The 26,481-nt window shown below is 46.0% G+C and carries 24 protein-coding genes and 1 tRNA gene; 13 read left to right on the top strand and 12 right to left on the bottom strand.

What is annotated here, in order from left to right:
- Nucleotides 1–25: 25 nt before the first annotated feature.
- Nucleotides 26–373 (top strand): hypothetical protein, encoded by a 348-nt coding sequence (locus ACOIT5_RS13895; RefSeq protein WP_423126757.1) that lies wholly within the window; start codon nucleotides 26–28, stop codon nucleotides 371–373.
- Between the two features lie 298 nt (nucleotides 374–671).
- On the opposite strand, the gene hutH is transcribed toward ACOIT5_RS13895, so the two are convergent.
- The gene (gene hutH / locus ACOIT5_RS13890) at nucleotides 672–2,177 is read right to left on the bottom strand and encodes a histidine ammonia-lyase (protein ID WP_423126756.1); all 1,506 of its coding nucleotides are present in this window, start codon (nucleotides 2,175–2,177) and stop codon (nucleotides 672–674) included.
- 165 nt (nucleotides 2,178–2,342) lie between these two features.
- Here hutH and ACOIT5_RS13885 point away from each other — a divergent pair, with 165 nt between their 5' ends.
- A complete protein-coding gene (locus ACOIT5_RS13885; protein WP_423126755.1) occupies nucleotides 2,343–3,053 on the top strand; it encodes a type 1 glutamine amidotransferase in 711 nt (236 codons plus the stop codon).
- Between the two features lie 57 nt (nucleotides 3,054–3,110).
- Here the strand turns inward: ACOIT5_RS13885 and alaS are convergent, their stop codons facing one another.
- Nucleotides 3,111–5,747, bottom strand: coding sequence for an alanine--tRNA ligase (gene alaS / locus ACOIT5_RS13880; RefSeq protein WP_423126754.1), 2,637 nt, complete (start codon nucleotides 5,745–5,747; stop codon nucleotides 3,111–3,113).
- Nucleotides 5,748–5,923: 176 nt separating this feature from the next.
- Here alaS and ACOIT5_RS13875 point away from each other — a divergent pair, with 176 nt between their 5' ends.
- The 7 genes from ACOIT5_RS13875 (at nucleotide 5,924) to ACOIT5_RS13845 (ending at nucleotide 10,405) form a co-directional block, all read left to right on the top strand.
- Nucleotides 5,924–6,895 carry a M23 family metallopeptidase gene (locus tag ACOIT5_RS13875; RefSeq protein WP_423126753.1) on the top strand — a complete coding sequence of 324 codons (972 nt, stop codon included), beginning with the start codon at nucleotides 5,924–5,926 and terminating at the stop codon, nucleotides 6,893–6,895.
- Nucleotides 6,896–6,905: 10 nt separating this feature from the next.
- A complete protein-coding gene (locus ACOIT5_RS13870) occupies nucleotides 6,906–7,244 on the top strand; it encodes a MerR family transcriptional regulator (protein ID WP_423126752.1) in 339 nt (112 codons plus the stop codon).
- Nucleotides 7,245–7,355: 111 nt separating this feature from the next.
- Nucleotides 7,356–8,453: a Nif3-like dinuclear metal center hexameric protein gene (locus ACOIT5_RS13865; RefSeq protein WP_423126751.1), complete on the top strand. Its 1,098-nt coding sequence runs from the start codon at nucleotides 7,356–7,358 to the stop codon at nucleotides 8,451–8,453.
- A gap of 24 nt (nucleotides 8,454–8,477) precedes the next feature.
- Nucleotides 8,478–9,254, top strand: a complete 777-nt coding sequence (locus ACOIT5_RS13860) for a zinc ribbon domain-containing protein (protein WP_423126750.1) — start codon at nucleotides 8,478–8,480, stop codon at nucleotides 9,252–9,254.
- Nucleotides 9,255–9,348: 94 nt separating this feature from the next.
- Nucleotides 9,349–9,421 (top strand) — tRNA-Lys (locus ACOIT5_RS13855).
- 201 nt (nucleotides 9,422–9,622) lie between these two features.
- Nucleotides 9,623–10,072: a hypothetical protein gene (locus tag ACOIT5_RS13850; RefSeq protein WP_423126749.1), complete on the top strand. Its 450-nt coding sequence runs from the start codon at nucleotides 9,623–9,625 to the stop codon at nucleotides 10,070–10,072.
- 12 nt (nucleotides 10,073–10,084) lie between these two features.
- Nucleotides 10,085–10,405 carry a hypothetical protein gene (locus ACOIT5_RS13845; protein ID WP_423126748.1) on the top strand — a complete coding sequence of 107 codons (321 nt, stop codon included), beginning with the start codon at nucleotides 10,085–10,087 and terminating at the stop codon, nucleotides 10,403–10,405.
- A gap of 132 nt (nucleotides 10,406–10,537) precedes the next feature.
- Here the strand turns inward: ACOIT5_RS13845 and ACOIT5_RS13840 are convergent, their stop codons facing one another.
- Genes ACOIT5_RS13840 through ACOIT5_RS13830 form a run of 3 tightly spaced genes read right to left on the bottom strand, consistent with a single transcriptional unit; the run spans nucleotide 10,538 to nucleotide 12,383 of the window.
- Nucleotides 10,538–11,332, bottom strand: a complete 795-nt coding sequence (locus ACOIT5_RS13840) for a TPM domain-containing protein (RefSeq protein ID WP_423126747.1) — start codon at nucleotides 11,330–11,332, stop codon at nucleotides 10,538–10,540.
- 5 nt (nucleotides 11,333–11,337) lie between these two features.
- A complete protein-coding gene (locus ACOIT5_RS13835; RefSeq protein ID WP_423126746.1) occupies nucleotides 11,338–11,778 on the bottom strand; it encodes a TPM domain-containing protein in 441 nt (146 codons plus the stop codon).
- An 11-nt stretch (nucleotides 11,779–11,789) separates the two neighbouring features.
- Entirely contained in the window at nucleotides 11,790–12,383 is a 594-nt protein-coding gene (locus ACOIT5_RS13830; RefSeq protein WP_423126745.1) for a LemA family protein, read from the bottom strand.
- 145 nt (nucleotides 12,384–12,528) lie between these two features.
- Between ACOIT5_RS13830 and ACOIT5_RS13825 the strand changes: the two genes are divergently transcribed.
- Nucleotides 12,529–14,529, top strand: coding sequence for a urocanate hydratase (locus ACOIT5_RS13825; protein ID WP_423126744.1), 2,001 nt, complete (start codon nucleotides 12,529–12,531; stop codon nucleotides 14,527–14,529).
- On the opposite strand, the gene ACOIT5_RS13820 is transcribed toward ACOIT5_RS13825, so the two are convergent.
- The 4 genes from ACOIT5_RS13820 to porV form a co-directional block, all read right to left on the bottom strand.
- Nucleotides 14,530–16,698 (bottom strand): tetratricopeptide repeat-containing sensor histidine kinase, encoded by a 2,169-nt coding sequence (locus ACOIT5_RS13820; protein ID WP_423126743.1) that lies wholly within the window; start codon nucleotides 16,696–16,698, stop codon nucleotides 14,530–14,532.
- A gap of 61 nt (nucleotides 16,699–16,759) precedes the next feature.
- Nucleotides 16,760–17,092 (bottom strand): thioredoxin family protein, encoded by a 333-nt coding sequence (locus ACOIT5_RS13815; protein WP_423126742.1) that lies wholly within the window; start codon nucleotides 17,090–17,092, stop codon nucleotides 16,760–16,762.
- Between the two features lie 54 nt (nucleotides 17,093–17,146).
- Nucleotides 17,147–17,635, bottom strand: a complete 489-nt coding sequence (gene ispF, locus ACOIT5_RS13810) for a 2-C-methyl-D-erythritol 2,4-cyclodiphosphate synthase (protein WP_423126741.1) — start codon at nucleotides 17,633–17,635, stop codon at nucleotides 17,147–17,149.
- On the bottom strand, nucleotides 17,635–18,807 hold the full coding sequence (gene porV / locus ACOIT5_RS13805; RefSeq protein ID WP_423126740.1) for a type IX secretion system outer membrane channel protein PorV: 1,173 nt from the start codon (nucleotides 18,805–18,807) through the stop codon (nucleotides 17,635–17,637). The genes ispF and porV overlap by 1 nt, the downstream gene beginning before the upstream one ends.
- A 357-nt stretch (nucleotides 18,808–19,164) precedes the next feature.
- Here porV and ACOIT5_RS13800 point away from each other — a divergent pair, with 357 nt between their 5' ends.
- Complete coding sequence (locus ACOIT5_RS13800) at nucleotides 19,165–20,619, top strand: SUMF1/EgtB/PvdO family nonheme iron enzyme (RefSeq protein WP_423126739.1); 1,455 nt, start codon at nucleotides 19,165–19,167, stop codon at nucleotides 20,617–20,619.
- Between the two features lie 68 nt (nucleotides 20,620–20,687).
- Complete coding sequence (locus ACOIT5_RS13795) at nucleotides 20,688–21,980, top strand: UDP-N-acetylmuramoyl-tripeptide--D-alanyl-D-alanine ligase (RefSeq protein ID WP_423126738.1); 1,293 nt, start codon at nucleotides 20,688–20,690, stop codon at nucleotides 21,978–21,980.
- A gap of 34 nt (nucleotides 21,981–22,014) precedes the next feature.
- Here the strand turns inward: ACOIT5_RS13795 and trxA are convergent, their stop codons facing one another.
- Nucleotides 22,015–22,383, bottom strand: a complete 369-nt coding sequence (gene trxA / locus ACOIT5_RS13790) for a thioredoxin (protein ID WP_423126737.1) — start codon at nucleotides 22,381–22,383, stop codon at nucleotides 22,015–22,017.
- A 184-nt stretch (nucleotides 22,384–22,567) separates the two neighbouring features.
- On the opposite strand from trxA, the gene ACOIT5_RS13785 reads away from it, so the two are divergent.
- A complete protein-coding gene (locus ACOIT5_RS13785; protein WP_423126736.1) occupies nucleotides 22,568–23,980 on the top strand; it encodes a CCA tRNA nucleotidyltransferase in 1,413 nt (470 codons plus the stop codon).
- On the opposite strand, the gene ACOIT5_RS13780 is transcribed toward ACOIT5_RS13785, so the two are convergent.
- Both ACOIT5_RS13780 and ACOIT5_RS13775 read right to left on the bottom strand, forming a co-directional pair.
- The gene (locus ACOIT5_RS13780) at nucleotides 23,970–25,025 is read right to left on the bottom strand and encodes an endonuclease/exonuclease/phosphatase family protein (RefSeq protein ID WP_423126735.1); all 1,056 of its coding nucleotides are present in this window, start codon (nucleotides 25,023–25,025) and stop codon (nucleotides 23,970–23,972) included. The genes ACOIT5_RS13785 and ACOIT5_RS13780 overlap by 11 nt on opposite strands.
- Nucleotides 24,997–26,442, bottom strand: a complete 1,446-nt coding sequence (locus ACOIT5_RS13775; RefSeq protein ID WP_423126734.1) for a hypothetical protein — start codon at nucleotides 26,440–26,442, stop codon at nucleotides 24,997–24,999. The genes ACOIT5_RS13780 and ACOIT5_RS13775 overlap by 29 nt, the downstream gene beginning before the upstream one ends.
- Between the last annotated feature and the right edge of the window lie 39 nt (nucleotides 26,443–26,481).

Below are 26,481 nucleotides of genomic sequence, written 5' to 3'. Positions count from 1 at the left end.
GTTCAAATCTCAAAAAATCTCGTTCATGACAGAAAAAATGGAACTTAGCCCGGAGGAAGCTCAAAAATTCTGGCCCATCTACAATGAGTTTGAAGAAAAGCGGATGACGATTTTCAAAACGCGCAAGGAACTCGAAGACAAGGTGAATGATAATTATACCAAATTCAGTGAAAACGAATTTAAAAAGCTCAGTTACGAAATCGTGGACCTGCACGTGAAAGAGGCCGGGCTGCTCAAAGAATATCACGAAAAGTTCCTTCGTGTGCTGCCGGCCAAAAAAGTAGTCGTCATTGGACAACTGGAAAATGAATTCCGCTTTAAAATGATCCGGGAATTCCGCCAGCGCGAACGCGAAAACGAAAACAAAAAGTAAAAATTGTCTGTCCCCACTGTAAATAATTGGTAATCGTGGTCAGTGAATTCGGTAATCAGTGTTCAGAACTTGAGGATTGGAGCTTGTTCTCTGCGAACTTTGCGCTTCCCTGCGTTCTCTGCATTAAAAAGTGACTGAGCACCTGAGTGCTAAAGTAAAAGGCGACTTGCCACCGTTCTCCATTCTCCCTTCTCCCGTCTCCGTTAATTGGTCATTGAACATGGGGTTTGGAACTTGAAACTTGGAACTAAAAAACACCTGAGTAAAACCACGTCTGAACGCTGGTACTGAATACTGATCACTGATCACTGATAAACTTTCCCTCTTCCAAAAACCGGGTGGTATCATTAATTCCTTCATACATTAAACGGTCTTCTTTCACGAAAGGAACTTCCTCTCGGTACAGGCCGATAAACTCTTCCAAATAAGGAGAGCTTTTTAAGGGCCGCCTGAAATCCAGCGCCTGTGCGGCATTAAATAGTTCTATTGCCAACACTTTCAAAATATTATCAGCCACCTTCAGCGCCTTAGTGGCCGCATTGCCCCCCATGCTCACGTGATCTTCCTGCTCGTTTGACGAAGGAATTGAATCGACCGACGCAGGCGTGCAAAGTTGTTTATTCTGGCTCACAATCGATGCCGCGGCATATTGGGGAATCATAAACCCGGAATTCAGCCCGGGGTTGGCCACTAAAAACACAGGCAAGCCACGTTCGCCCGCGATTAGCCTGTAAGTCCGGCGTTCAGAAATGCTCCCCAACTCCGACAAAGCAATTGCCAGAAAGTCGAGAGCCAGCGCAAGGGGCTCGCCATGAAAGTTACCACCCGAGATAATCAGGTCGTCATCCGGAAAAACAGTCGGATTGTCGGTAACCGAATTGATTTCCACCTCAACCACCCCTGCCACGTAATTAACAGCATCTTTTACAGCCCCGTGTACCTGCGGAATGCAGCGAAATGAATAGGGGTCCTGAACATGTTGCTTTTCGCGGCCGATCAATTCACTTCCTTTCAATAATTCCCTGAAATTGCGGGCTGTTTCAATTTGCCCGGTATGCGGGCGGATTTCGTGTACCCGGGCCATAAAAGGTTCCAACAAACCGTCAAAACTGTCGAGCGAAACAGCGCCAATCACATCGGCATACTTCACCAGTTTAAAGCTTTTAAGAAGTGTATGAACGGCATAAGCGCTCATAAACTGGGTTCCGTTCAACAAAGCCAGACCTTCTTTGGCTTCGAGTTTGACCGGCTCCCAGCCCATTTTTTTCAGGGCTTCGGCCGAGCTGATTTTTCCTCCCTGGTAATTTACTGTCCCCAACCCCAGCAGGGGTAAAAACAACATGGCCAGGGGAGCCAGGTCGCCGCTGGCGCCAAGCGATCCCTGCTCGAATACCCGGGGCAGCATATCCTCGTTAAATAAATCGATGATGCGCTGCACCGTGATTAATTGAACCGCGGAATTTCCTTTGGCCAGCGCGTGCGCTTTTAACAGCAACATCAGCCGAACCACATCGGCAGGAACTTCATTCCCCACATTGCAGGCATGCGAAACCAACAGGTTCTCCTGCAATTTGCTCAGGTCGGATTTCGATATTTTCCGGTCGCACAGAGCCCCGAAACCGGTATTGATCCCGTAAATCGGATCTTCGCTTTGGGCCAGTTTCTGATCTAAAAAGGTTTTTGATTTTTGAATAAGCCGGATTGATTCATCTGAAAGAACCAGCTTTTTACCTCGCTCCAATATATTCTCAATGATTTCCCAACTCAATGGACTGGGACTAATCCGATGTATTTCAGGATTCATTTATTCTATTTTTAGCTAAAGTTGAACTATTCATGAATAAAAATCAATGGGGTTTTGTCACCACTTTTACGACTGCCGCTTCAAAACCAAAGGCAAACCACTGAAATTCCCTTTTGCCGGGCTGGATTTATCATTAAATTTGTTCTTTTCGCTTACATTCGATTTATGAAGAAATCAACAAGAATACACTATCTGCAGCATGTTGCGTTCGAAGGATTAGGCTGCATCGACGAATGGGTCAGAAACAAGGGACATCGGCTGACAGCCACCCGTTTTTACCTGGGTGAAAGTCTGCCCGATCCCGACAGTTTTGACTGGCTGATTGTGATGGGCGGCCCGATGGGGATTTACGACGAGGCTTTTTTTCCCTGGCTAACTGCCGAGAAACAATTTCTGAAAAAAGCGCTGGCTGACGGGAAAGTGATTCTCGGAATTTGTCTTGGCGCCCAGTTGCTGGCTGACGCCCTGGGTGTTCAGGTGATTTCGGGAAATGAAAAGGAAATCGGCTGGTTCCCGGTGAAAAAAACGCCGGAAGCTTCGAAAGCACCCCTGTTATCTGCCATGCCCGACGAACTGACTGTTTTTCACTGGCATGGTGATCAGTTTCAAATTCCGCCGGGGGCAACCAGGCTTGCAGAAAGCAAGGCCTGTGCCAATCAGTTGTTTTTATATGGCGACCGTGTTGCCGGCCTGCAATTTCATTTCGAAGCCACTCCCGAAAGCATTGAAGCCATGCTCGAACATGCCGGCGACGAGTTGAAGGAAGCCGGGCCGTTCATCCAAACAAAAGAAAATATCAGGGCGGGTTACTCTCACTGCCCAGCCAACAACAAAATCATGTTCTCGATTCTGGATCGGCTAAATTATGCCGGATGAACTCCCGACATGAGACTTATACACGCCAAAAGCCGGGCGAAAAAGCCCAAACGGATATTATACCGCCGAATAACAAACAACAGCTTTCGCTTTTTCAATGGCAGCCTCAATTCCGGCAACATCTTTACCACCGGCTGTTGCATAAAACGCTTGACCGCCGCCGCCGCCTTTCATTTCTTTGGCAGCTTCACGGACAATCTGGCCGGCATTTAAGCCTTTATCTTTTACCAGGTTATCCGAGATCATAATGCTCAGGCTTGGTTTTCCGTCGATTTCAGCGCCAAGAACCAGGAAGAGGTTATCAATTTCGCCTTTCAGTTGAAACGATAAATCTTTTACCGATTGGGCCGAATCGAGCGCCACTTTTTCAGCGATCACATTGATCCCGTTGACCGACTGAATTTTTTTCTTCAATTCGTCTTTAATCCCGGCTGCAGCCTGCTTTTCATAGGTATCAATGATCTTTTGCAAGCGGCTGTTTTCGGACATCAGGTCTTCAACCGATTTTTTCAGATCCTTGGTGTTACTAAACAAGGCGCGCACCTCATTTAGTTCTTCCATGTTTCGGTTGAGCCAGGCCTCCGCCTTGTCGGCAGTAATGGCCTCAATGCGGCGTACGCCTGCCGAAACGGCGCTTTCGGAAGTAATAATAAAGTGACCGATCTGCCCGGTTGCCGGAACGTGTGTTCCACCGCAAAGTTCAACTGAATCGCCAAATTTGACTACGCGGACTGTATCGCCGTATTTCTCGCCAAACAAAGCGATGGCGCCCATTTCCCGGGCTTCGGCAAAGGGAATGTCATTTTTCACTTCCTGTGAAAAATTCCGGCGGATCAACTCATTCACCCGGGTTTGTATTCTGTCCAGCTCTTCTTTGCTCACCTTGTGAAAATGTGAAAAGTCAAAACGCAAATGATCGGCCGTCACCAGCGATCCTTTTTGTTCGACGTGTGTTCCCAGAATTTCGCGCAAGGCCTGGTCGAGCAGGTGCGTAGCCGTATGATTATTGGCAGTAAGCATCCGTTTCCGGCTGTTTACCAAGGCTTTAAACTGCACCGACGGGTCGGCAGGCAGTTCTTTGGCGATATGGACAATCAGGTTATTTTCTTTTTGCGTATCCAGAATCATTGTTTTTGTGCCCTGAGCCTCAATGTAGCCGGTATCGCCCACCTGTCCGCCCGACTCGCCGTAAAAAGGAGTCTGGTCGAACACGAGGTGGTACAATTCTTTATCTTTTTGTTTTACTTTCCTGTAACGGGCAATGCGAATATCGGCTTCGAGGCTGGTATATCCTGTAAATTTGACCTCTTCGGTTTTTTTCAACTCCACCCAGTCACCTGTTTCCTGTGCAGCGGCATGGCGCGAACGGTTTTTCTGTTTTTCCATTTCCTGGTCAAACTCATCCCGATTCACAGTAAGGCCGTTTTCGCGCAGAATAAGTTCGGTCAGGTCAAGCGGAAAACCAAATGTGTCGTACAATTCAAAAGCATTCTTTCCCGAAACCTCCGTTTTACCGGCTGCTTTCACCGAAGCCATTTCATCGTCGAGCAACCGGATGCCTGTTTCGAGGGTACGCAGGAAACTCTCCTCTTCTTCTTTGATCACGTTTTCGATCAATCGTTGTTGCGCTTTCAGTTCGGGGAAGGCACCGCCCATATTATTTTTCAACACTTCGGCCAGTTTGAATATGAAAGGCTCGCGGAACCCGAGGAAGGTATATCCGTACCTTACAGCCCGGCGCAGGATCCGGCGAATAACGTAACCGGCCTTATTATTTGACGGCAGCTGACCGTCGGCAATGGCAAAAGCAATCGCGCGAAGGTGGTCGGCAATCACGCGCATGGCAATATCGTCTTTCCCGTTTTGCCCGTAATGTTTCCCGCACAACTTGGCTATTTCAGCAATAACCGGTTGAAACACATCCGTATCGTAGTTCGATTTTTTACCCTGCAACACCATGCACAGGCGTTCGAAGCCCATACCGGTATCGACATGCTTTGCCGGCAACTCTTCCAGGCTGCTGTCTGTTTTCCGGTTAAACTGGATGAATACGAGGTTCCAGATCTCGATGACCAGCGGATTGTCTTTATTGACCAGATCACGTCCGGGAATTTTAGCCCGTTCGTCATCATCGCGCAAATCAACATGGATTTCGGAGCAGGGACCGCAGGGCCCGGTATCGCCCATTTCCCAAAAATTATCTTTTTTATTGCCCAGCAATACACGATCGGCCGGAAGATGTTTCAGCCACAGTTGCTGCGCTTCTCCATCCAGTTCAAGCTGATCATCCTTACTTCCTTCAAAAACGGTGGCGTACATCCGGTCGGCCGGGATTCCCATCCGTTCATGCAGAAACTCCCAGGCCCAGTCAATCGCCTCCGTTTTAAAATAATCGCCAAACGACCAGTTTCCAAGCATTTCGAACATCGTGTGGTGATAAGTATCGTGCCCTACTTCTTCCAAATCATTGTGTTTGCCCGATACACGCAGGCATTTTTGGGTGTCGGCTATGCGGACTGATTTTGCCGGTTGGTTACCTAAAAAAATATCTTTAAACTGATTCATTCCCGCGTTGGTAAACATCAGGGTCGGGTCATTTTTTACCACCATGGGAGCCGAATCAACGATTGTATGCTGTTTAGAAATAAAAAAATCCAGAAAGGCTTTCCTGATCTCTTTGGAATTCATCTCCATCGTCTCTGCTAAATTTTAAAAATTGTTAAAATGAATTAATTACCGATTTTTCAGACTTGTTAACCGGATTATTCAATTATTTTTGTCATCATGCTAACATGCCCGATTTTAAAGTCTTGCAAAGTTAGATTAATTACTTAAATTTGTTACATCTGAAAAAAAGAAATTGGTTTTATATGGCAAAAACAAAGTACAAATTCAATCCCGAAACGCTCAGTTACACCAAGGTTGAATATAACTTTAAAGCTAAATTTTCCCGTCTGCTGCTTCTTTTTTCTGCCAGCCTGATCATGAGTATTTTTATGACAGCTGTATTTCTTCAGCTTTATGAAACGCCGAAAACGCGTAGCCTGAAGCGTGAAAATCAACGTATGTTGACGCAGTATGAACTGATGTACAAAAATCTGGAGAATGTCGAAAAGGTCCTTACCGACCTGCAGCAACGCGACGACAATTTGTACCGCGTTATTTTTGAAGCCGACCCGATTCCGAATTCAATCCGCAAGGCCGGTTTTGGCGGGATAAACAAGTATGCCCGGCTTGAAAGCATGGACAACTCAGAACTGGTAATCAATACGGCCCGGAAGTTGGATATTATTTCCAAACAAGCCTATGTCCAGTCAAAATCATATGAAGAAGTGATGACCCTGGCCCTGGCCAAAGAACAGATGCTGGCCAGTATTCCTGCCATTATGCCTGTTGCCAATCAGGACCTGAAACGCACCGCTTCCGGTTGGGGATTTCGCGTTCATCCTATATATAAAATCAGCCGTTTCCATTACGGGATGGATTTTACCGCACCTGTCGGCACCGAAATTTATTCGACCGGAGACGGTATTGTCAAAGATGTTCAAACATCCAGGACCGGCTACGGACGCTGGATTGTAATCGACCACGGATTCGGCTACGAAACACTCTACGGACACCTGAACGATTTCAATGTAAAAGTGGGACAATCGGTTAAACGTGGCAGCGTAATCGGTTATGTAGGCAACAGCGGAACCTCGTCGGGCCCCCACCTGCATTACGAAGTGCATAAAAACGGCAAACCGGTTAATCCTCAACATTTTTACTTTAAAGACCTGAGTGCGGAAGAATACGAGACCATGATCGCTTTGTCGTCCAACATGGGCCAATCTTACGACTAATCCATCGGTTGTGCCTTACAAGAAGCCGGTCATAGAAAAGGTATACTACACCATTGGTGAAGTTGCCGACATGTTTCAACTCAACACTTCCCATATTCGTTTTTGGGAAAAAGAGTTCGATGTGCTGAAACCGCACAAAAACAAAAAAGGCAACAGGTTGTTTACCAAGGATGATATTGAACAGCTTAAATTGATTTATCATTTGGTGAAAGAACGCGGACTGACACTGAAAGGCGCCAAACAAAAATTGAAAGACAACAAAGACGACACAGTCGGGAATCATGATCTGGTTGACCGTTTGCAACAAATCCGCCAAATGCTCATTGATATTAAAGAAGAAATGGATTAGGGTGAATTCCGGGGATAAACACTTCGTCGTTGGTTTTGCCTTATTTGATAAATGGCCTGTTATTCTCCGAATCATCCTTGTGTTTTAACATCCTAACCTGTTCTGTAAGAAATGATAATCAGCGAAGTAACAAATTATCTTGAATCAATAGCCCCCCTTGCTTACCAGGAATCCTATGATAATGCCGGGCTGTTGGTCGGTCATCCCTCGGATGAAGTTGACAGGGCACTGATAACCCTGGATGTAACCGAAGCGGTAATCGATGAAGCCGTTACGACAGGAGCAGGACTCATCATCGCCCATCATCCCCTGATTTTTAACGGCATCAAAAAGCTGAACGGCTTTTCGGACACCGAGCGCTGCATCATTAAAGCAATAAAAAACAACATTGCCGTTTATGCCGCACATACCAACCTCGACAGCGTTACGGGCGGGGTAAACAGTAAGATTTGCGAGAAACTGGGACTCGTTAACTGCCATATGCTTTCCCCTGTAAAAGGACAGCTAAAAAAGCTGGTCACCTTCGTTCCTAAAGGGCACCTGGACCAGGTACAACAAGCCGTTTTTAACGCGGGCGCCGGACATATCGGGAATTACGATTCATGCGGTTATTCGCTCGACGGAACAGGCAGTTTCAGAGGAAATGAAAACAGCAAACCCTATGTCGGATCAAAAGGTCAGGTTCACCACGAAGCTGAAACCCGTTTTGAAACGATTTTCCCATCCCCCATTCAGGCAAAAGTGATCGAGTCCCTGTTAAAAGCCCATCCTTATGAGGAAGTGGCTTACGATATCTATTCGCTCGACAACGATTTCCCGCTGGCAGGGATCGGTATGATCGGCGAACTCGAACAACCGATGCACGAAACCGAATTCCTCCGTCAGGCAAAGAATATATTCCATGCCGAAGCCATCAGGCATAGCCCGCTGCTGAACAAGCCGGTACAAAAAATAGCTGTTTGCGGAGGTTCCGGAAGTTTCCTGATCCGGCAAGCCATCAGCGCCGGCGCCGAGGTATTCATGACCAGCGACCTGAAATACCATCAATTTTTCGAAGCAGAAACAAAAATACTTTTGGCCGACATCGGACATTTTGAGAGTGAACAATTTACCGGAGAAGTTTTTTATGAGTTACTTACAAAAAAATTCCCTACATTTGCACTCCGTTTATCGGCTGTTAAAACCAATCCGATTAACTACTTGATTTGAAACAGATAATAACAGCATTCAAATATGAATACACAGTATCGCGAAGAAGACAAAACCGTGCCAATTAGTGAGAAACTAAAAGCGCTTTACGAATTACAGAGTGTTGCGTCGGAAATCGACAAAATTAAAACCCTTCGGGGTGAACTTCCCTTGGAAGTACAGGACCTGGAAGATGATATCACCGGTTTGAAAACCAGGATTTCGAACTTTGAAGATGATGTAAAAAGCATGGAAACATCCATTGTTAACCGGAAATCTGCCATTAAAGAATCTGAAGTTCTGATTGCCAAATACACCGAACAGCAAAACAATGTTCGCAATAACCGTGAATACGATTCTCTGAATAAAGAAATTGAATTCCAGAAACTGGAAATTGAACTTTCTGAAAAAAGAATCCGCGAATTCACGGCCGAACTCCACACCAAAAAAGAAGCGATCGACTCGTCAAAAATACAACTGGGCGAACGCGAAGAGGATTTGGACCGTAAGAAAAAAGAGCTGGACGAAATTACCGCTGAAACAAAAATTGAAGAAGAAAAGCTGAAAAGCAAAGCGGAAAAAATTGAAGACATGATTGAAACCCGCTTATTAACTGCGTTTAAGCGTATCCGCAAAAATGCCCGTAACGGCTTGGCTGTGGTTACCGTACAACGTGATGCCTGCGGTGGTTGTTTCAATAAAATCCCGCCTCAGCGTCAAATGGATATCGCCAACCGGAAAAAAATTATCGTTTGCGAGTACTGCGGACGCATCCTGGTTGATAAAGATATTATGGAAGTGGAAGTGGGCGCCGAAGACTAAATATGACAACAAGATAATTGAAAGGCCATCTGAAAAAGATGGCTTTTTTGTTTGCGCTAAGACCTTAAAAAGTTAATTTTGGCCGATGAAAAAACGGTCTGTAGCTCAGTTGGTAGAGCAGCTGACTCTTAATCAGCGGGCCCAGGGTTCGAATCCCTGCAGACCGACCTAATAAACAGAGAGTTACAAAGTTTTATCTTTGTGGCTCTTTTTTTATGGTATTCTCAATAACCAAATCCGTCCTGAATCGTAACAGTAAAAGCTTTCCAGGTGAACGAGGACTCCTGCACAAATAACGCAAAAGACCGGAAATTTATAAAGTTTCCGGTCTTTTATGAAACGTAAAACAAGAAATAAAAAACGATAAAATGAAAGCTATGAAACAAACCTTGCCGTTCAAACGATTCGCCATTTTTATGGCCCTGTTGATCATCGCGGGCTGCGCCACAATTTCAGCATTCGATCAGTATGCCTACACGCAAACCACATCGGCAAAAGTTGATGCATTAAATGTCATGGAATTAGCGACAGAAGCATACGAGCCCCATAAACCCGCCGTGAAGGAACTTGAAACTAAACTTCAGAAAATCTATGAGTACGAGAAAAACCGGCCAAAAAATGAAATCAGTACCCGGATGTGGGATAAACTTCTCGATAAAGAGGGCCACCTGCTGGGAGGTTTCCTTGTCCGCTGGAAAGAAGAAAATATGCTAAATCCGGTTTTTGTAAACGAAATGAAGACGATCGTGGATCAGGCATTCGATCAAATAGCCGGTCTGGAAAGTAAAAAGATCAAAAAATCACAACTATCAAACTAAAACAGGACAGAAATGGATTTTCAAACATTATTCGACAGCCTGAAAAACGAAGTGATCAAGCTAGCTTCATCAAGTCTGAAGAGCTATAAAAAAGAAGCTCAAAGCGATGCTTTACGCGTTGCAGAAGAACTAAAAGAAGACCTGAAAGCATGGACCATACAACTGGCGACCGGTGAGATGGCAGCAAAAGACTTTGAATTTTTAATTCTGGCAAAGAAAGAACTGATTGAAATGACGGCACTAAAACAGAAAGGCTTGGCTAAAATCAAAATTGATGAGTTCAAAACCGGGCTGTTAAACTGCATCATCAGTACCGTAACCGGTTTAATCTGAACTGAAGACCGTAGCGATACCATCTTTGTGAAAGGATTGAAATAGATTTTAAATATTCGGGGAAGAATATTAAGATATAAGCGAAGCCAGGCTCATTTGTCACCTGGCTTCCCAATCATATTTTAAGGTCGGTTACCAACTGCCGCCGGCTCCGCCGCCACCGAAGCCTCCGCCGCCGAAACCGCCAAAGCCGCCGCCGCCAAAACTACCGCTGCCGCCTGAAAAATTGCTCCATCCACCGCTGCGATGCCCGGATCCCATCAGACCGCCCATAATCAGCCAAAGCGGCAAACTACTGCGACCTGTGTTATAATACCTTCTTTTCCCTCTTAAAATGGGGATGATAACAAAGAAAATCAGAAAAATCAGGATGAAAAACGGGAAACCGCTGCCGCCGGCAGCAACTTTGTCCTGGTACTCCTGTGCCGAGAACTCGCCGGAGGCCAGAGCCATAATGACCTGCACCCCGTTGGAAAGCCCGCCGTAAACATCCCCCGCCTTGAAGCGTGGAATCATTTCATGATTGACAATATCGCGATTGGCTACCGCGTCGGGAATAACACCCTCCAGCCCGTAACCCACAGCCACAAATACTTGTCCGTTTTCTTCAGCCGTCTTGGGTTTGAACAGCACAATCACGCCATTGTCTTTATCTTTCTGGCCTACTCCCCACTCTTCGCCCAGGCGAAAAGCATAGTCAGATGCGGCATAACCATTGAGTGTCGGCACCGTAACAACAACAATCTGGGTTGAAGTTTGCCGGGCAAAAGAAACCAGTTGATTCTCCATCTGAAGCGCCTGTCCCTCCGTCAGCACCTGCGCCAAATCATTAACCAATCTGGGCGGATTGGGCCGGCCGGGTATATCCTGGGCAGAAATCCCCAGGGATAATAACAAGGCGATAACAACGAATAATTTTTTGATCATTCTGCTTATTTTTCTCCAAACGAAATATCGTCCGGAAGTTCATTGACATCATCATCCTGATACGGGAAATGCGCCCTGAGCTGTTCTCCGGCCATTCTAATCCCTTCAGCCAGTCCATCAGCCATCCGGCCTTCTTTAAATTTCGCCAGCATGTGCTCTTTGATCTCTTCCCAGAAATCGTCCGGCACTTTTGCATTAATCCCGGCATCACCCAATATGGCAAACTTATGGTCGTATACGGCCATGTAAAACAAGACCCCGTTTCTCAAAGCCGTTTTGTGCATGTTCAACTTCTCAAACCAATACGCCGCACAGTCAAGCACATCTTCCTTACATCTTCCTTCGATATGTACACGCACTTCGCCGGAAGTATCCAACTCAGCTGCCCTCACGGCATCGGTTATCCGCTTTTTCTCTTCGTCACTAAAAAAATTTGATACAGGCATAGTCATTCTTTTTATTCGAAGCTCACCTGAGGCGCTTTTTCAGCTCCCTGATCAGCTTCAAAATAGGCTTTCTTTTCAAAACCAAACAGGTTGGCATAAAGGTTCTTCGGGAATGTCCGGATATAGGTATTAAACGAACGGGCGCTTTCATTGAATTTCCGGCGCTCAACAGTTATCCGGTTTTCAGTTCCTTCGAGTTGCGCCTGCAAATCCAGAAAGTTCTGGTTTGCCTTCAAATCGGGGTAACGTTCCACCACCACCATCAGGCGGCTCAGCGCCGAAGATAAACCGGATTGTGCCTCCTGAAACTGTTGAAGTTGCTGCATGTTCATATTTTCCGGGTTCACGTTCACCGATGTTGCTTTGGCGCGGGCTTCAATCACAGCCTGCAAGGTTTCCTGTTCGTGTGCGGCATAACCTTTTACGGTACTAACCAGGTTTGGAATGAGATCGGCCCGGCGCTGATACACATTTTCGACCTGCGCCCAACTGGCTGAAACGCCTTCATCCATCGTAACCATTGTATTATAGGTGCCCTTAACTGACGAATAAATCAATAAAACGACAATAACGACACCGGCTAAAATGATCCAACTTTTTTTCATTTCTTTTATTCTTTTTATCAATGATTTTTACTGGTTCGGCAAATGTTGCAAAACTACCCTAAAGTTACTTCATTTTTTCGGGGAATGTCGCAAATTTACCGTTAGACAAACGTCTTCAAAAGATGAACCAAAAACACCTCCTGTCATGACACGTGAAGAATTTCAAACACACATCCAAACCGGCATACCCGACATGTTGCCCGGAACTAACCCATACGTAGCGGATTTGAACCACGCCCCCAGACGGAAAGATATTTTATTGACTGAAGAAAAAAAGCAAGCATTGAAAAATGCCTTACGCTATTTTCCGGAAGAGCAGCATGTCATTTTGGCACCGGAATTTTTAGATGAGTTAAAACGATACGGCCGGATCTACATGTACCGTTTTCGTCCGGCATACGAAATGAAAGCGCGACGGCTTACCGATTATCCGCACCGATCCATACAAGCTGCAAGCATCATGATGATGATTCAGAACAACCTGGATTTAGCCGTTGCCCAACACCCGCACGAGCTGATCACCTATGGAGGAAACGGGGCGGTTTTTCAAAACTGGGCACAATACCTGCTTTGCATGAAATATTTATCGGAAATGACCGATGATCAGACCCTGGTTTTATATTCCGGTCACCCGATGGGCCTGTTCCCTTCTCATCCTGACGCGCCGCGCGTGGTAGTTACCAACGGGATGGTCGTCTTCAACTATTCCGGACGTGACGATTACGAGCGAATGAATGCCCTGGGAGTCAGCCAATACGGACAAATGACTGCCGGCTCATTTATGTATATCGGCCCACAAGGGATTGTACACGGAACCACCATCACCGTGATGAACGCCGCCCGCATGCAGGGAGCAGCAGAGATGGCAGGTAAAGTATTTGTGTCGTCAGGACTTGGCGGCATGTCGGGAGCCCAGCCCAAAGCCGCAAAAATTGCCGGCATGATTGGCGTGGTTGCCGAAATCAATCCCAAGGCAGTCCGTATCAGGCAAGAGCAAGGTTGGGTTGATGAGGTGTTCACCGGGCTTGATTCGCTGATCGGGCGTATCCGTCGGGCGCAGAGAAACAAAGAAGCCGTTTCGTTGGCTTACCAGGGCAACGTAGTCGACTTATGGGAAAAATTCGCGAATGAAAAGCTACTCGTTGATTTAGGCTCCGATCAAACCTCGTTGCACAACCCCTTTGCCGGCGGATATTATCCTGCCGGATGGAGTCTGGACGAATCCAATAAGCTGATGAGCGAAGATCCGGAACAATTTGAAGAAGAAGTTTACAAAAGTTTGCGGCGCCACGTGGCTGCCATTGATCGAATGACTGCCTTGGGCATGTATTTCTGGGATTACGGAAATGCCTTTCTGCTGGAAGCCGGACGCGCCGGAGCGGATGTATTCAACTCAAACGGAAAATTTAAATATCCTTCTTACGTGCAGGATATCATGGGACCATTGTTTTTCGATTATGGTTTTGGGCCTTTCCGTTGGGTCTGTACATCCGGTGATCCGAAAGACCTGGCAAAAACCGACCGGCTTGCCGCTACGGTGTTGAAAGAAATCAGGCAAACCGCCCCTTCGGAAATTCAAAGCCAGTTAAATGATAACATTCACTGGATTGAAGAGGCCGAAAAGAATCGGTTGGTTGTCGGGTCGCAAGCCCGTATTTTATATGCCGATGCTGAAGGACGAATAAAGATAGCCCTGGCATTTAACGAGGCCATTAAAAAAGGGGAAATTTCGGCGCCAATCGTGTTGGGCCGCGACCATCACGATGTTTCGGGGACCGACTCGCCCTTCCGGGAAACATCAAACATCTTCGACGGATCAGCTTTCACGGCCGACATGGCCATCCAGAATGTCATCGGAGGTTCGTTTCGCGGAGCCACCTGGGTGTCTATTCATAACGGAGGCGGAGTTGGCTGGGGTGAAGCCATTAACGGAGGCTTCGGACTCACTATTGACGGCAGCGCCGACGCAGGGCGCCGGATCGCACAACTGCTACATTGGGATGTAAACAACGGAATTGCCCGACGGAATTGGGCCGGTAACCCGGCAGCGACATTCGCCATTAAACGGGCCATGAATGAAAACAGGAAGCTCGTCGTAACCCTGCCCCATCAGGCAAATCAAGACCTGATCGACAGCCTGTTTTAATCAAATGGTGTCGGTATATTTTTTCAGGGTGAAGGTGAAGGTGCTGCCTTTTCCTGGTTTTGACTGAACATCAATGGTTCCGCCGTTAATTTCGACAAACTCTTTACACAGCAACAAACCCAGTCCCGAGCCCTTTTCATGATTCGTCCCATAGGTTGAAATGTGATTGTCGGGTGCGAATAAACGGGGAAGATTTTTTGCAGAAATCCCGATGCCGTTATCGATCACCGCTATTTCAATAAAGTCTCCCGCTTCTTTAGCTTTAACCGTGATCCCGCCGCCTTCTTCCGTAAACTTCACGGCATTGGAAATCAAATTACGTAAAATCAGGTTGACCATATTATAATCGGCAAAAGCCGCAATCCCGGCCTCCATTTCGGTTTTAAGCTTTATCCCTTTGCTTTCGGAGAACCTGAAGTTCAGCAGAATATTGCTTTCAATCAATTCTGCCAGTTCCAAACGTTCGGGCCGGTAATTTATGCTGTTTTTCTGGCTTTTGGCCCACGACAACAGGTTATCCAGCAAAAAATAAGTACTTTCAGCCTCATCCCGCAGCTCATGAATAATTTGCTGCCGTAAATCATCGGTAAACATTTCCGGAAAATCGGCCAATTGCCCCACCACATCTTTAAAGGCCCCGATCGGGTTTCTCAGGTCGTGCCCGATAATCGACAGAAATTTGTCTTTCGTCTCGTTTACCCTGATCAACTCGGCGTGTTGTTCGTTAATCTGCTTATTCTTTTGTTCCAGTAAATCGCTGGCCTTTTTGCGGGATTTTATATAATTGAGCATAAAGAAGAACACGATGACAGATAAACCAAGGGTCAAAATCAAAAACCTGGTTTGTGTCTTTTGTCTCTTTATCTGAATCTCTTTTATCTGATAATTCTTTTGAAGCAGCTCAATTTCATTTTGTTTCTCCGAGTTTTCAAGCTCCGAACGTAGTTGGGCGAAATCATTGGTCCGTTCGTCGTTGTACAGCGTATCGGTTTTTTGGGCATAAAGCTTCATATTCTCAAAGGCTTCTTTATACCGTCTCTGGGTTTCGTAGATCCGGGATTTCACCAGGTAAGCTTTTTGTTCCAGATCGGCAATCCCTATTTTTTGGGAAAGCTCCAGCGATTCGTTGACCAGCGATAAGGCTTCTTCGGTCTTCTTATCAGCCAGAGCGGCCTGCGAAAGGATTAACCGTGCATTGGCGATTCCTTCCAGCATCTTTAGCTCGGCAAAAACAGATAAGGCTTTGTTTGCATTCCCGTAGGCAAGCTTGTTTTCGCCAAGCAGTAAGTAAACTTCGGCCAGTCCCACCCATCCGTAGGCCCGGTAAAAATCGCCGGCATCTGCACTGTCGGCAATATCAATTGTCAGCTGATAATAAACTAACGCCTTCTGATAATCTTCCTGGTCTTTATAAATTTCTCCGATATTATTGTATACGATTGCCTGACCAACATAATCGTTCAATTGCTGATAGGTCCCCAGGGTTCGTTCATAAAACTCCAGCGCTTTATTATAATCTTTCCAGGCATGGTAATTCACGGCCACATTATTCAGAATCCGGGCCATGATTTGTTCGTTATTTTCCTGTTCAAAATATTTCAACGATTCCATCAGATAGCGAAGCCCTTTGGTCCGTTCGCCTTTGTTGGTGAGCAAAGCGCCAAGGTTTAAGCGGGCCGTGGCTGCCCGCACTTCCAATCCGGCAGAATCTGCTTTCTGCAAGGTTTCCCGAAACATCGCGGCTGATGTGTCGTAATCGCCCGTATTCATGTAGTAGGCTGCCAGCGAGTTTAAGCCAATGCAAATGTAATCGGTGTTGCCGGTTTTCCTGGCCAAATTAAGGCCAACATCGGAGTACTTACGCCCGTCCTCAAAATTACCGGCAAACAGATAACCACCTCCAATGATTAAGTTAGCCAAAGCCTCCTGTTCCTTATTCTGGTATTCCTGAATGATAGAAAGTGCCAGGCGCCCGTATTCAACCACCTTCGAGGGATCAATGTACGTATACTCTTTAGAAAGTTCGAGGTAACAGTCGGCCCTTCTTTCCCCTTTCAACCCGGGCAATACAGACCTCAGGCTGTCAATTCGGGCCGATTGAGCACAAACGGATGCATTCGAAAAGAAAAAACCAACTAAAATGACAACTGTGTAAACGTATTGCTTCAATGAGATTATTTTATCTTATGGACTAAAAATAATTCATATTTATATCCCTCACAAACAGGAATTAGAAAAACATCAACTGATATGGACGTTTTATGTCATTTTTTAACGCTTCAATGCCAAAATTACTGCTTTTTCTCAGGAACTCGCGTCCTTCAAAATAAACAAGAATGGCAGGAACCGAAAGGATCCGGTTCTGGGCGGCGGCATCAGGCACTTTAGCGCAGTTCACATAAACCTGCTTAATTTCCGGGAAATATTTATCCAGCATTTCCGCCACTTTTGGCTTCAATACCTGACATACGCTGCATTCGTCTGTCGAGAAATAGGCAAGCACTGCGTTTCCCTGTCCGACAACCTGCTCAAAATCAACCAGAGATAAAATTTCAGTAAACATCAGTTTAATAGGCGCTTAATAAAACAAGATTTTTCCTGATCACGTTCCCTGGCCCTAAGCCTGGTTCTTTTTCTGAATCAAAACAGTGGCATAAGCAGATATTCCTTCTTCCCGGCCCTCAAACCCAAGTTTCTCGGTAGTTGTCGCTTTCACTGAAACTGCATCGAAATCAACTCCCAGTACTTCAGCCAATGTCTCTTCCATCATTGGTATATAATCTTTCAGCTTGGGTTTTTGGGCGGCAATAGTCGCGTCAATGTTGCCGATGGTATAACCTTTCTCTGAGATCAACCCGTTTGTCTTTTTCAACAGAACCTTACTGTCAATATTTTTGAAATCGGTTGAATTATCGGGGAAATGATAACCAATATCGCGAAGTTTTGCGGCGCCGAGCATGGCATCACAAATGGCATGAATCAGCACATCTCCATCCGAGTGGGCAACCGTTCCTTTCTGATGCGGCACCGGTATTCCGCCCAACCAAAGACTTTCTCCTTCGGCCAGGCGGTGAACATCATAACCAAAACCAATACGAAATATCATTATCTTCTTTGACTGTTAAATGCTTCAAAGTCGAACAACAGCGAAAAACGCAGGGTATTGGCAAGCGGGTGGTTTCGTTGGGTAGGTACCAGGTACGAAAAATCCAGCGCAAAAACATTCAGCTTTAAGCCGGCACCGAAAGTCACGAATTTCCGGTTACCCTTGTTCTCGTGTTCGTAGAAATATCCGCCGCGTATAGCAAATTGCTTATTGTACCAATACTCGAAACCGGTGGAGATATTTACTTCCTGAAGTTCTTCTTTAAATCCGCCCGGAGCATCTGTAAATGAAGTGAACATACCGGAAATAACCGATTTATCCTGACTAAATCCGCCTCCGACAATCACGCCTCCCTCACCTTCTTCCACTTCAATGTTCGGGGTAGGTACCAGCAATTTATTGAAATCGACGGTGAATAAAATCGTATTGTATTGGTTTAATTCGGTTTCATAGGCCGTACCCAAACGCAGATTGGTCGGGATAAAGTCTTTGGTCATCCCGTCGGAATAAGAAATTTTATTCCCGATGTTGGAAATATTCAAACCAGCTGATAATACTGAGTTTCTTCTGTTCCGACGCATTTCGTTCCGGAAATAGAATGCGATATCGGCGGCAAACGAGTTCCCGGCGTGTGTTTCAACATCGCCAACCATTTGCCCGCCGGTCAAATCGGAGCGGATGTACCGCAAAGCCACAGAGCCTGAGAATTTTTCGGAAAGTAAACGGCTATAAGCCACATCAAAGGCAAATTCGTTCGGATTTTGCAGGCCCTGGTAATTTCCCCAGCTATCCATAAACGTAATTTCGCCCAAGGCAAAATAGAGCAACGAAGCGCTGATTGTTTGCACGTCGTCGAGTTTTTTATACCCAGCCAGGTAAGCCAGGTTAATGTCGTCAATCAGGTTCCGAAGCCAGGGAGTATAGGACAGGCCAACGCCCAGGTCGCTTTCCATAAACGCGTATTTAGCCGGATTCCAGTGCTGCGAGTTCATATCCGGTGAGGTGGCCACACCGGCATCCCCCATACCGCCTGCCCGCGAATCAGGGGCAATGGTTAAAAACGGAACCGCTGTCGAAATTGTGTTGGCCCCCGTAGCTGAGGATTGGGCATTAGCATGCTGAATGATGCTCATTAATAAAATCGCCGTAATAACCGCAAATCGTAGTTTCATGTTATCCTGTTAAGAAGTTAAACTGCAAATATAGACTAATTGTTAATAATGTATCCCCTTACCGGGAGCTACAACAATGAACGAAAAAAAAAAATAAAAAGTATATCTGCCATCCTGCAAAAACCGACCATGTTATGCCGGCTTTTTCAGAGCAAACAAAAAAAAGAGAACCAATCTTAAATAAAAGAAGACGGTCAGCCCGTTATACAAAGCAAAATACCTGATCTATCCGCGGGCAAACAAGATGAAAAAAAGCATGGCGGGACCGATAAAAAAAGTTAAGAAGCCTAAACAATAAGTACTGAACAAATCAGTTATATTTGTGAACATTGAAATTTTAACTGAAAATACATAGCAATGAAATTTAAGGCCATAATACTTTTGGTGTTGTCTGTGATGATTGCAGGCTGTGGTTTATTCAAAAAAGATGGTGCCGGATTTAGCAAAAAGAATGCATCCAGCAAAACCGGATGGAAATACAACGATCCGGACAATGGTGGTTTCCAGGCAGATGATGGCTATGAGCAATTTACCGGTCCCGGATTAAAATTTATCCAGGGTGGTACATTTACCATGGGACGGGTAGAACAGGATGTCATGTACGATTGGAATAACATGCCCCGACGGGTTACCGTGGCATCGTTTTATATGGATGAAACAGAAGTATCGAACCTGGACTACCGGGAATATTTGTTCTGGATTCGCAGGGTACATCCCGACAAACCGGAAAGATATCAGGCCGCCCTGCCCGACACCCTGGTGTGGAGAGCCGCTTTGGCCTACAATGAGCCATATATTGAAAACTACCTGCGCCATCCGGCCTACAGCCGGTATCCGGTGGTTGGCGTGTCCTGGATGCAGGCAACCGAATATTGCAGATGGCGTACAAACCGGGTTAACGAACAACTTTTGGTCAATCGCGGGGTACTGACACACGATGCGAATCAAAGCGGTCAGGATGTATTTACCACGGAGACCTACCTCGCCGGCTTATACCAGGGAACCCAGGGTGATAAACCCATTGAAGACGCGATGGGCAATGCCCGGCAACTCAGGTGGGAAGACGGCGTTTTACTGCCAAGCTACCGGCTGCCTACCGAAGCCGAATGGGAATATGCAGCTTATGGCCTGATCGGAAATACCGAAGGAGAATTGCTGACTGAACGAAAACTCTACCCCTGGAACGGAAGTTACCTTCGGAATGATTCCAGAAGACGCCGCGGCGAATTAAATGCCAACTTCATCCGCGGACGCGGCGATATGATGGGTATGGCCGGAGCATTGAATGATAATGCCGACATTTCGGCTCCTGTTAATTCTTACAGTCCGAATGATTTTGGCCTGTATTGTATGTCAGGAAACGTAAACGAATGGGTCGCAGACGTATACCGCCCACTGTCGATGCAGGATATAGCCGAGTTCCAACCTTTCCGCGGAACAGTTTACACGCAATACAAACGCGACGAAGGCGGCAACCTGATCCGGAATGAATACGGGGAGCTGGTTGTTGACACGGTCGCTGATTTCCGTAATTATATGGACGGAGATTATCAGTCGCAACTAATCGAAGGACAAGATTGGAATACTGAAAAAATGCTCAACACCGACAACATGTATATCAAATCAGAAACCGAAGGACAACTATCATCCCTGATTACTGATAATACCCGCGTTTACAAAGGCGGATCGTGGAAAGACCGCCCTTACTGGCTGGTTCCCGGAACCAGACGGTACAAAGAGCAAACAGAAACAGCCAATGACCTTGGATTCCGTTGTGCCATGACACGCGTTGGCAGCCCGGAAGGATTTTAATGATCATCAACTTAATCTGATATTCATGAAACCTCATTCTTGAAATGAGGTTTTCTTTTTTCCGAAAAATGAACACAGAACAATTATATCGCCTTTACTGTCAACATCCTCTTATCTCAACCGACAGCCGGAAAATTCCGGCCGGATGTATCTTTTTCGCACTGAAAGGCCAAAACTTCAACGGAAACGAATTTGCCGAAGAAAGCCTCGCAAAAGGAGCAGCCTATGCCGTTGTCGACGATCCGGCCTTAGCCGGCAACGACAAACTGATCCTGGTAAACGATGTATTGGAAAGTTTGCAGCAGCTATCCACCTGGCACCGGGAACAACTTAATATTCCGGTGATCGCGATTACCGGATCAAACGGGAAAACCACCACAAAAGAATTAATCGCTGCCGTTCTGCGTCAAAAATTCAGGGTAACCTTTACCCAAGGCAACCTGAACAACCACATCGGCGTCCCCCTTAGCCTGCTCACGATGACCGGACAAACAGAGGTCGCCATTATTGAAATGGGGGCCAACCATCCCGGAGAAATTGCCGGGCTTTGCCGGATTGCCAGGCCCGATTACGGCATCATCACCAACATCGGCAAAGCTCACCTCGAAGGATTTGGCTCGTTCGAAGGAGTGGTTAAAACAAAATCCGAGTTGTACGATTTCCTTCGTGAAAACCGGGGAAAATGTTTTGTCAATGCCGATAATGAGTTGCTGGTAAAACAGGCCGTCGGACTTGATCAGCTAAGCTATGGAACAGGCGCTGCAGCACAACTTCGGGGACAGGTGGAAGAATCGGCCTATTACCTGACCGTTAAAGCGCTTTTCCCAAAAGGGTGGCTTTATCTAAAATCGAAACTGATCGGCAATTACAATGCAGAAAACATATTGGCCGCAGCACGCATCGGCTTACACTTCGACCTTGATCCGTTAAAAATTCAGCAGGCAATCGAAAACTACGAACCCGATAATAACCGCTCCCAACTCATTCAAAAAAGAAGCAACCGAATTATTATGGACGCATACAACGCCAATCCGACCAGCATGATGGCTGCTTTACAGAATTTTGAAGGAATCAACCATCCCGACAAAGTGCTCATCCTGGGCGATATGCTCGAACTAGGGGCATACTCGGAGCAGGAACATCAAAAAATTGCCGACTTCATTGCCCAAAGTAATATACAGTCGGTTTTTCTTGTCGGCGACTGCTTCTCAAAAACACATACCCCCCTAAAAGCAAAGAAGTTCGGATCAGCCGAACTTCTCATCAACTACCTGTATCAACAAAAAACAATGGAAGACAAGCTAATTCTGATCAAAGGGTCCAGAGGAATACAACTGGAAAAAGTCCTCGAAAAAATTTAGCCTGACTATTTTGGTATTCTTCCCTGAACTGAACTTAGTTGACCGGTTTCTCAACTTTCAACACTTCACCGATCGCCTGCTCAAAAGTCGACTTCGGCAAAGCGCCCATCGCCATTTGCGGCTGACCGTCAACGGGGACAAACAGCAACGACGGAATACTTTGAATCCCAAACATGGCTGCCAACTCCCGCTGATCCTCGGTATCTACTTTATAAATATGCAAACTGTCGCCATATTCTTTTTGCAGTTCCTCCAGAATTGGAGCTACCATTTTACACGGACCGCACCAGTCGGCATAAAAATCAATCAAACAGGGTTTGTCGCCTTCGTATTTCCAATCTTTATTTTGTTCAAAATTGAAAACTTTCTCTTTGAATGTTTCTTTGGTTAGATGTTCCAACATAGCTTTTTTATTTTAATTATTCAAATATATAAATTTATTGATATTTTCATATCAAGTTCTGTGCCAATAAAATTATCGGAAAATTAGCTCTCCAGGGTTTCGAAATAATTGTAATTTTGTCACGGTTTTAAACAATTTGACATGTTTTTACTTTAAATAACGTTTAAAACTGAAAAATTGATTCATGAGAGAGCATTTAAAACACCCTATATTTTTAGTTATTTCAGAAGAAGCAGACCTGTTGGGACAGTCGTGCTACGTCATCGGCGGATTTGTCAGAGACCTGTTTTTAAAACGAAATTCGAAAGACATTGATGTGGTAACCCTTGGCAGCGGAATTGAACTGGCTCAACGGGTAGCCAAACGGCTGGGCCCTAAAACTCCGGTCAGCGTATTTAAAAATTTTGGCACAGCCATGATCAAATCGCAGGATCTGGAGGTGGAATTTGTCGGGGCACGAAGAGAATCGTATCAACGCGACTCGCGCAAACCAATGGTCGAAGACGGCACACTGGAAGACGATCAGAAACGACGCGATTTCACCATAAATGCGCTGGCCATTTGCCTGAATAAAGATAAATTCGGCGAACTGGTTGATCCGTTCAACGGGTTGGACGACCTGAACAAGCGGATAATCCGCACACCGCTGGAACCGGGCATCACCTTTTCGGACGATCCGTTGCGCATGATGCGGGCTATCCGTTTTTCCACACAATTGAATTTTGTGATCGAAGAACACACCTTAAATGCCATCCGTGAAAACAGCGAACGCATCAAAATCGTTTCGGAAGAACGGATTTTAGAAGAACTCAACAAAATTATTCTGGCCGATAAACCGTCCAAAGGGTTCAAGCTGCTGGACAAAACAGGCCTGCTGAAACTGATTTTCCCGGAGCTGCACCGCATGAAAGGGATCGATATGGTTGACGGTATTGCACACAAGGACAACTTTCTGCATACCCTGGAAGTTCTCGACCGGATTGCCCCCAACACCAATAACCTGTGGTTGCGCTGGTCGGCTTTGCTCCACGATATTGCCAAACCCCGCACCAAACGGTTTGTGCCCGGGATCGGATGGACTTTTCATGCGCATAACCACGTCGGAGAGAAAATGCTTCCCGCCTTGTTCCGCCGGATGAAACTACCCTTGAATGAGAAGATGAAATACATCCAGAAGATGGTTTCGCTGCACATGCGCCCAATCGTGCTGTCGGAAGAAGAAGTCACCGACTCGGCAGTCCGCCGCCTGCTGTTCGAAGCCGGCGATGATATTGATGACTTAATGACACTCTGCGAAGCGGATATCACCTCGAAAAATGAATCAAAAGTTAAACGTTATCTGAAGAACTTTCAACTGGTGCGTGAAAAACTGAAAGACCTGGAAGAGCGTGACCACATCCGCAATTTTCAACCACCCGTTTCTGGAGAGGAAATTATGGAAACTTTTGGTCTTACTCCTTGTCGCGAGGTCGGACTGATAAAAAACGCGATCAAAGAAGCCATTCTGGACGGCGAGATTCACAACGATTACCAGGAAGCCTATAATTTTATGCTGAAAAAAGCCGCCGGGATGGGTTTAAAACCGGTTAGTCGTTAAGCTGCAATTTAAGCCTTACCGGTAAATGGTCGCTGAAACCGCCCTGGTATTTGAAACCGTAATACGTCCGGAATAACCTTTTCCCTTTAAAACGGGGATCAGGTTCGAATAAAAAAGGCAAATCAACCATTGAGGCGCCGTTTTTCGTTGTGCTCAACCCTTTTCCCTTCAATAAATCACCGGAGACAATGACCTGATCGAAAATTTGCCAGCTTTGCTGGTGTTTTAAGGTGCCTCCCGGCGCCCATCCGGCCGACAGGTTGATCAGTTCCCCTGCCTGTCCGGGTAAGCCTTCGGTTCGGGCTTCGAGCACTTCTTTTAAACTTTCGTTTTGCGGTTGGTCATTAAAATCACCCATGATCACCACGCGGGGCTCAGCATGGTTTGCCCTGATGCAGTCAACGGCATTTTTCAGCGTATTTGCCGCCCGTATTCTCGCCGGTTCTGTTTCAGCCTGTCCGCTGTATCGCGACGGCCAGTGGTTAAAAAAGACATGTAAACTATCCTGCGAGGGAAAGCGAAAAACGGCGTATAAAATTTCCCGGGTATGGATAATTTTCCCTTCCTGCCCCTTCAATGGCAAATAGTCGTATTCGAGCGGTAAGATCAGATCGGCCCGGTACAGCAAGGCTACATCAATTCCGCGGCTGTCAGGCGAATCTTTATGAATAATCCGGTAATTGAAAGCGGCCAAGGCTGTTTTCTGTGTCAAATCCTCCAATACCTGCCGGTTCTCCACTTCACATAAACCAATAACGACAGGCAAATCAAATCCGCATGAAGCCAGAATGACTTTCGCAACCCGGTTCAACTTTTCCTGGTAGCGCTTGTAAGTCCAACGCCTCACCCCTCCGGGCAAAAATTCATCATCGGCCGTTAAGGGGTCGTCGTGAACATCAAACAAATTTTCGACATTATAAAAAAGCAAGTGGTATTCGGCCGGCGCCCCCTGTGACTGGGCATCCGAAATAACCGGGAGCACAAATAGCAGAATCAGCAGCAGAAACCGGTCAAGCCTATTTTTTGGTTTTCTCCACTCGTTCATAAGCGCCCAAGTCAGGAGCAATATCGCTGGTCCGGCTTTTATTTTGCAGATCGTACGGGAACAGAACGCCAACATCGACTGAACCGGCATCTTTGGCCGGACTGAGCGTATCCAGTTCAAAGATCATTTTATTGTACGGATCAATAAATTTCGGATCGACACCTTTGAGAATACCTGAATAATTATTCCCGTTTGTTACTTTAAATGTATCAGCCAGTTGCAACAGGCAATGATCAAACCTGAAGTTAAAATCAACCTCGCCGGTTTTTATCAGGTTTAGTTCGTTTCGGGTAATAATGTTGCCGGTAACGATGCTGTTTGCAAAATAGGCCTTTTTTAAATCACCAACATAGGTTTTATTCGAACCGTTGGATTTATCAACGATCACGTGATCAGAGATCATGAGTGAAGAGGTAGAACGCGTCCGGGATGAATAGCCTCCCCAATAATTGGCGATGGTGGTGTGGTAAAATTCATATTCACCTCCTACCAGCAAGGCTGCCGCATAATAACCGCAATTGGCGACGACGCAGTTGTAGGCTCTGATTTTTGACTTCAACGAAAAGATCCCGGCATAGGCATGATTGTATATTTTTGTATTGGCCAAAACAACCGAGGCATAACCTTCGTTTTCGATTGTGCCAACCTGCAAACCAATGTTGGCATTTTTGATCTCAGCATACTGAAATTTATTATCATAACTGCCGGAAAACAGGAGGATTCCATTCCACTGATCCGGCACATTCTGATAGACATCTTCCAGCCTGTCTCCCTGAAAAACCACCGGCTGAGCCAATGTTCCTTCCGCGATGATTTTTCCCTGGACATAGAGTCCGGTGCCATGGTGAAAATAAATCCTTGCCCCTGGCTCAACCGTCAGAACAACAGCCGTATCAACTTTCGTATTCGAATAAACCAGATAAGGTTTTTCTGCTGTCCAGGTTGTCGATCGTGTAATATGTTCTTTTACCAGTACGATGTCCTGCCCCCAGGCAACCAAATCAACATCCTGAAGGTTTGCATTGGTCAGGAACTCGATCGAATCTTTCACAACAATGGGTAAATCCATGCCCGAAGGGTCAATGGTCACCTCGACAAAAATATAGATACTGTCCTTGGGACCAATTTCCACATCAAAAAGTTCATCCGTGGGAAACCCGTTTATATTTAAACGAAACGGGGAGTCTTTACTACCAGCCAACCGGATGTGTGAAATTAAAATCTTCTGATCGTAAGGGTTGTATACTTTCAGGTGCTGCGTGGTAGAACCAATGGTGGTGAAAATGGTATCAAACATCACGGTATCAACAGAAAAAGCCAGTTTTACATCAGCCGACGACAAATAGCGTTCATCTTCACACGAAATCATGTAAATCAGCATGAGAAAGACAAAACATATGTAGAACAGTTTTTTCACCGGCGGCTTTTAGGTTTAACGAGGTTTCACTGCTGATTA

Origin of the sequence: Gaoshiqia hydrogeniformans, assembly GCF_049347105.1 — a bacterium.
GTDB lineage: Bacteria > Bacteroidota > Bacteroidia > Bacteroidales > Prolixibacteraceae > Gaoshiqia > Gaoshiqia hydrogeniformans.
Note: the sequence above shows the minus strand (reverse complement) of the source record. Positions and strands in the feature narration are given on the sequence as shown.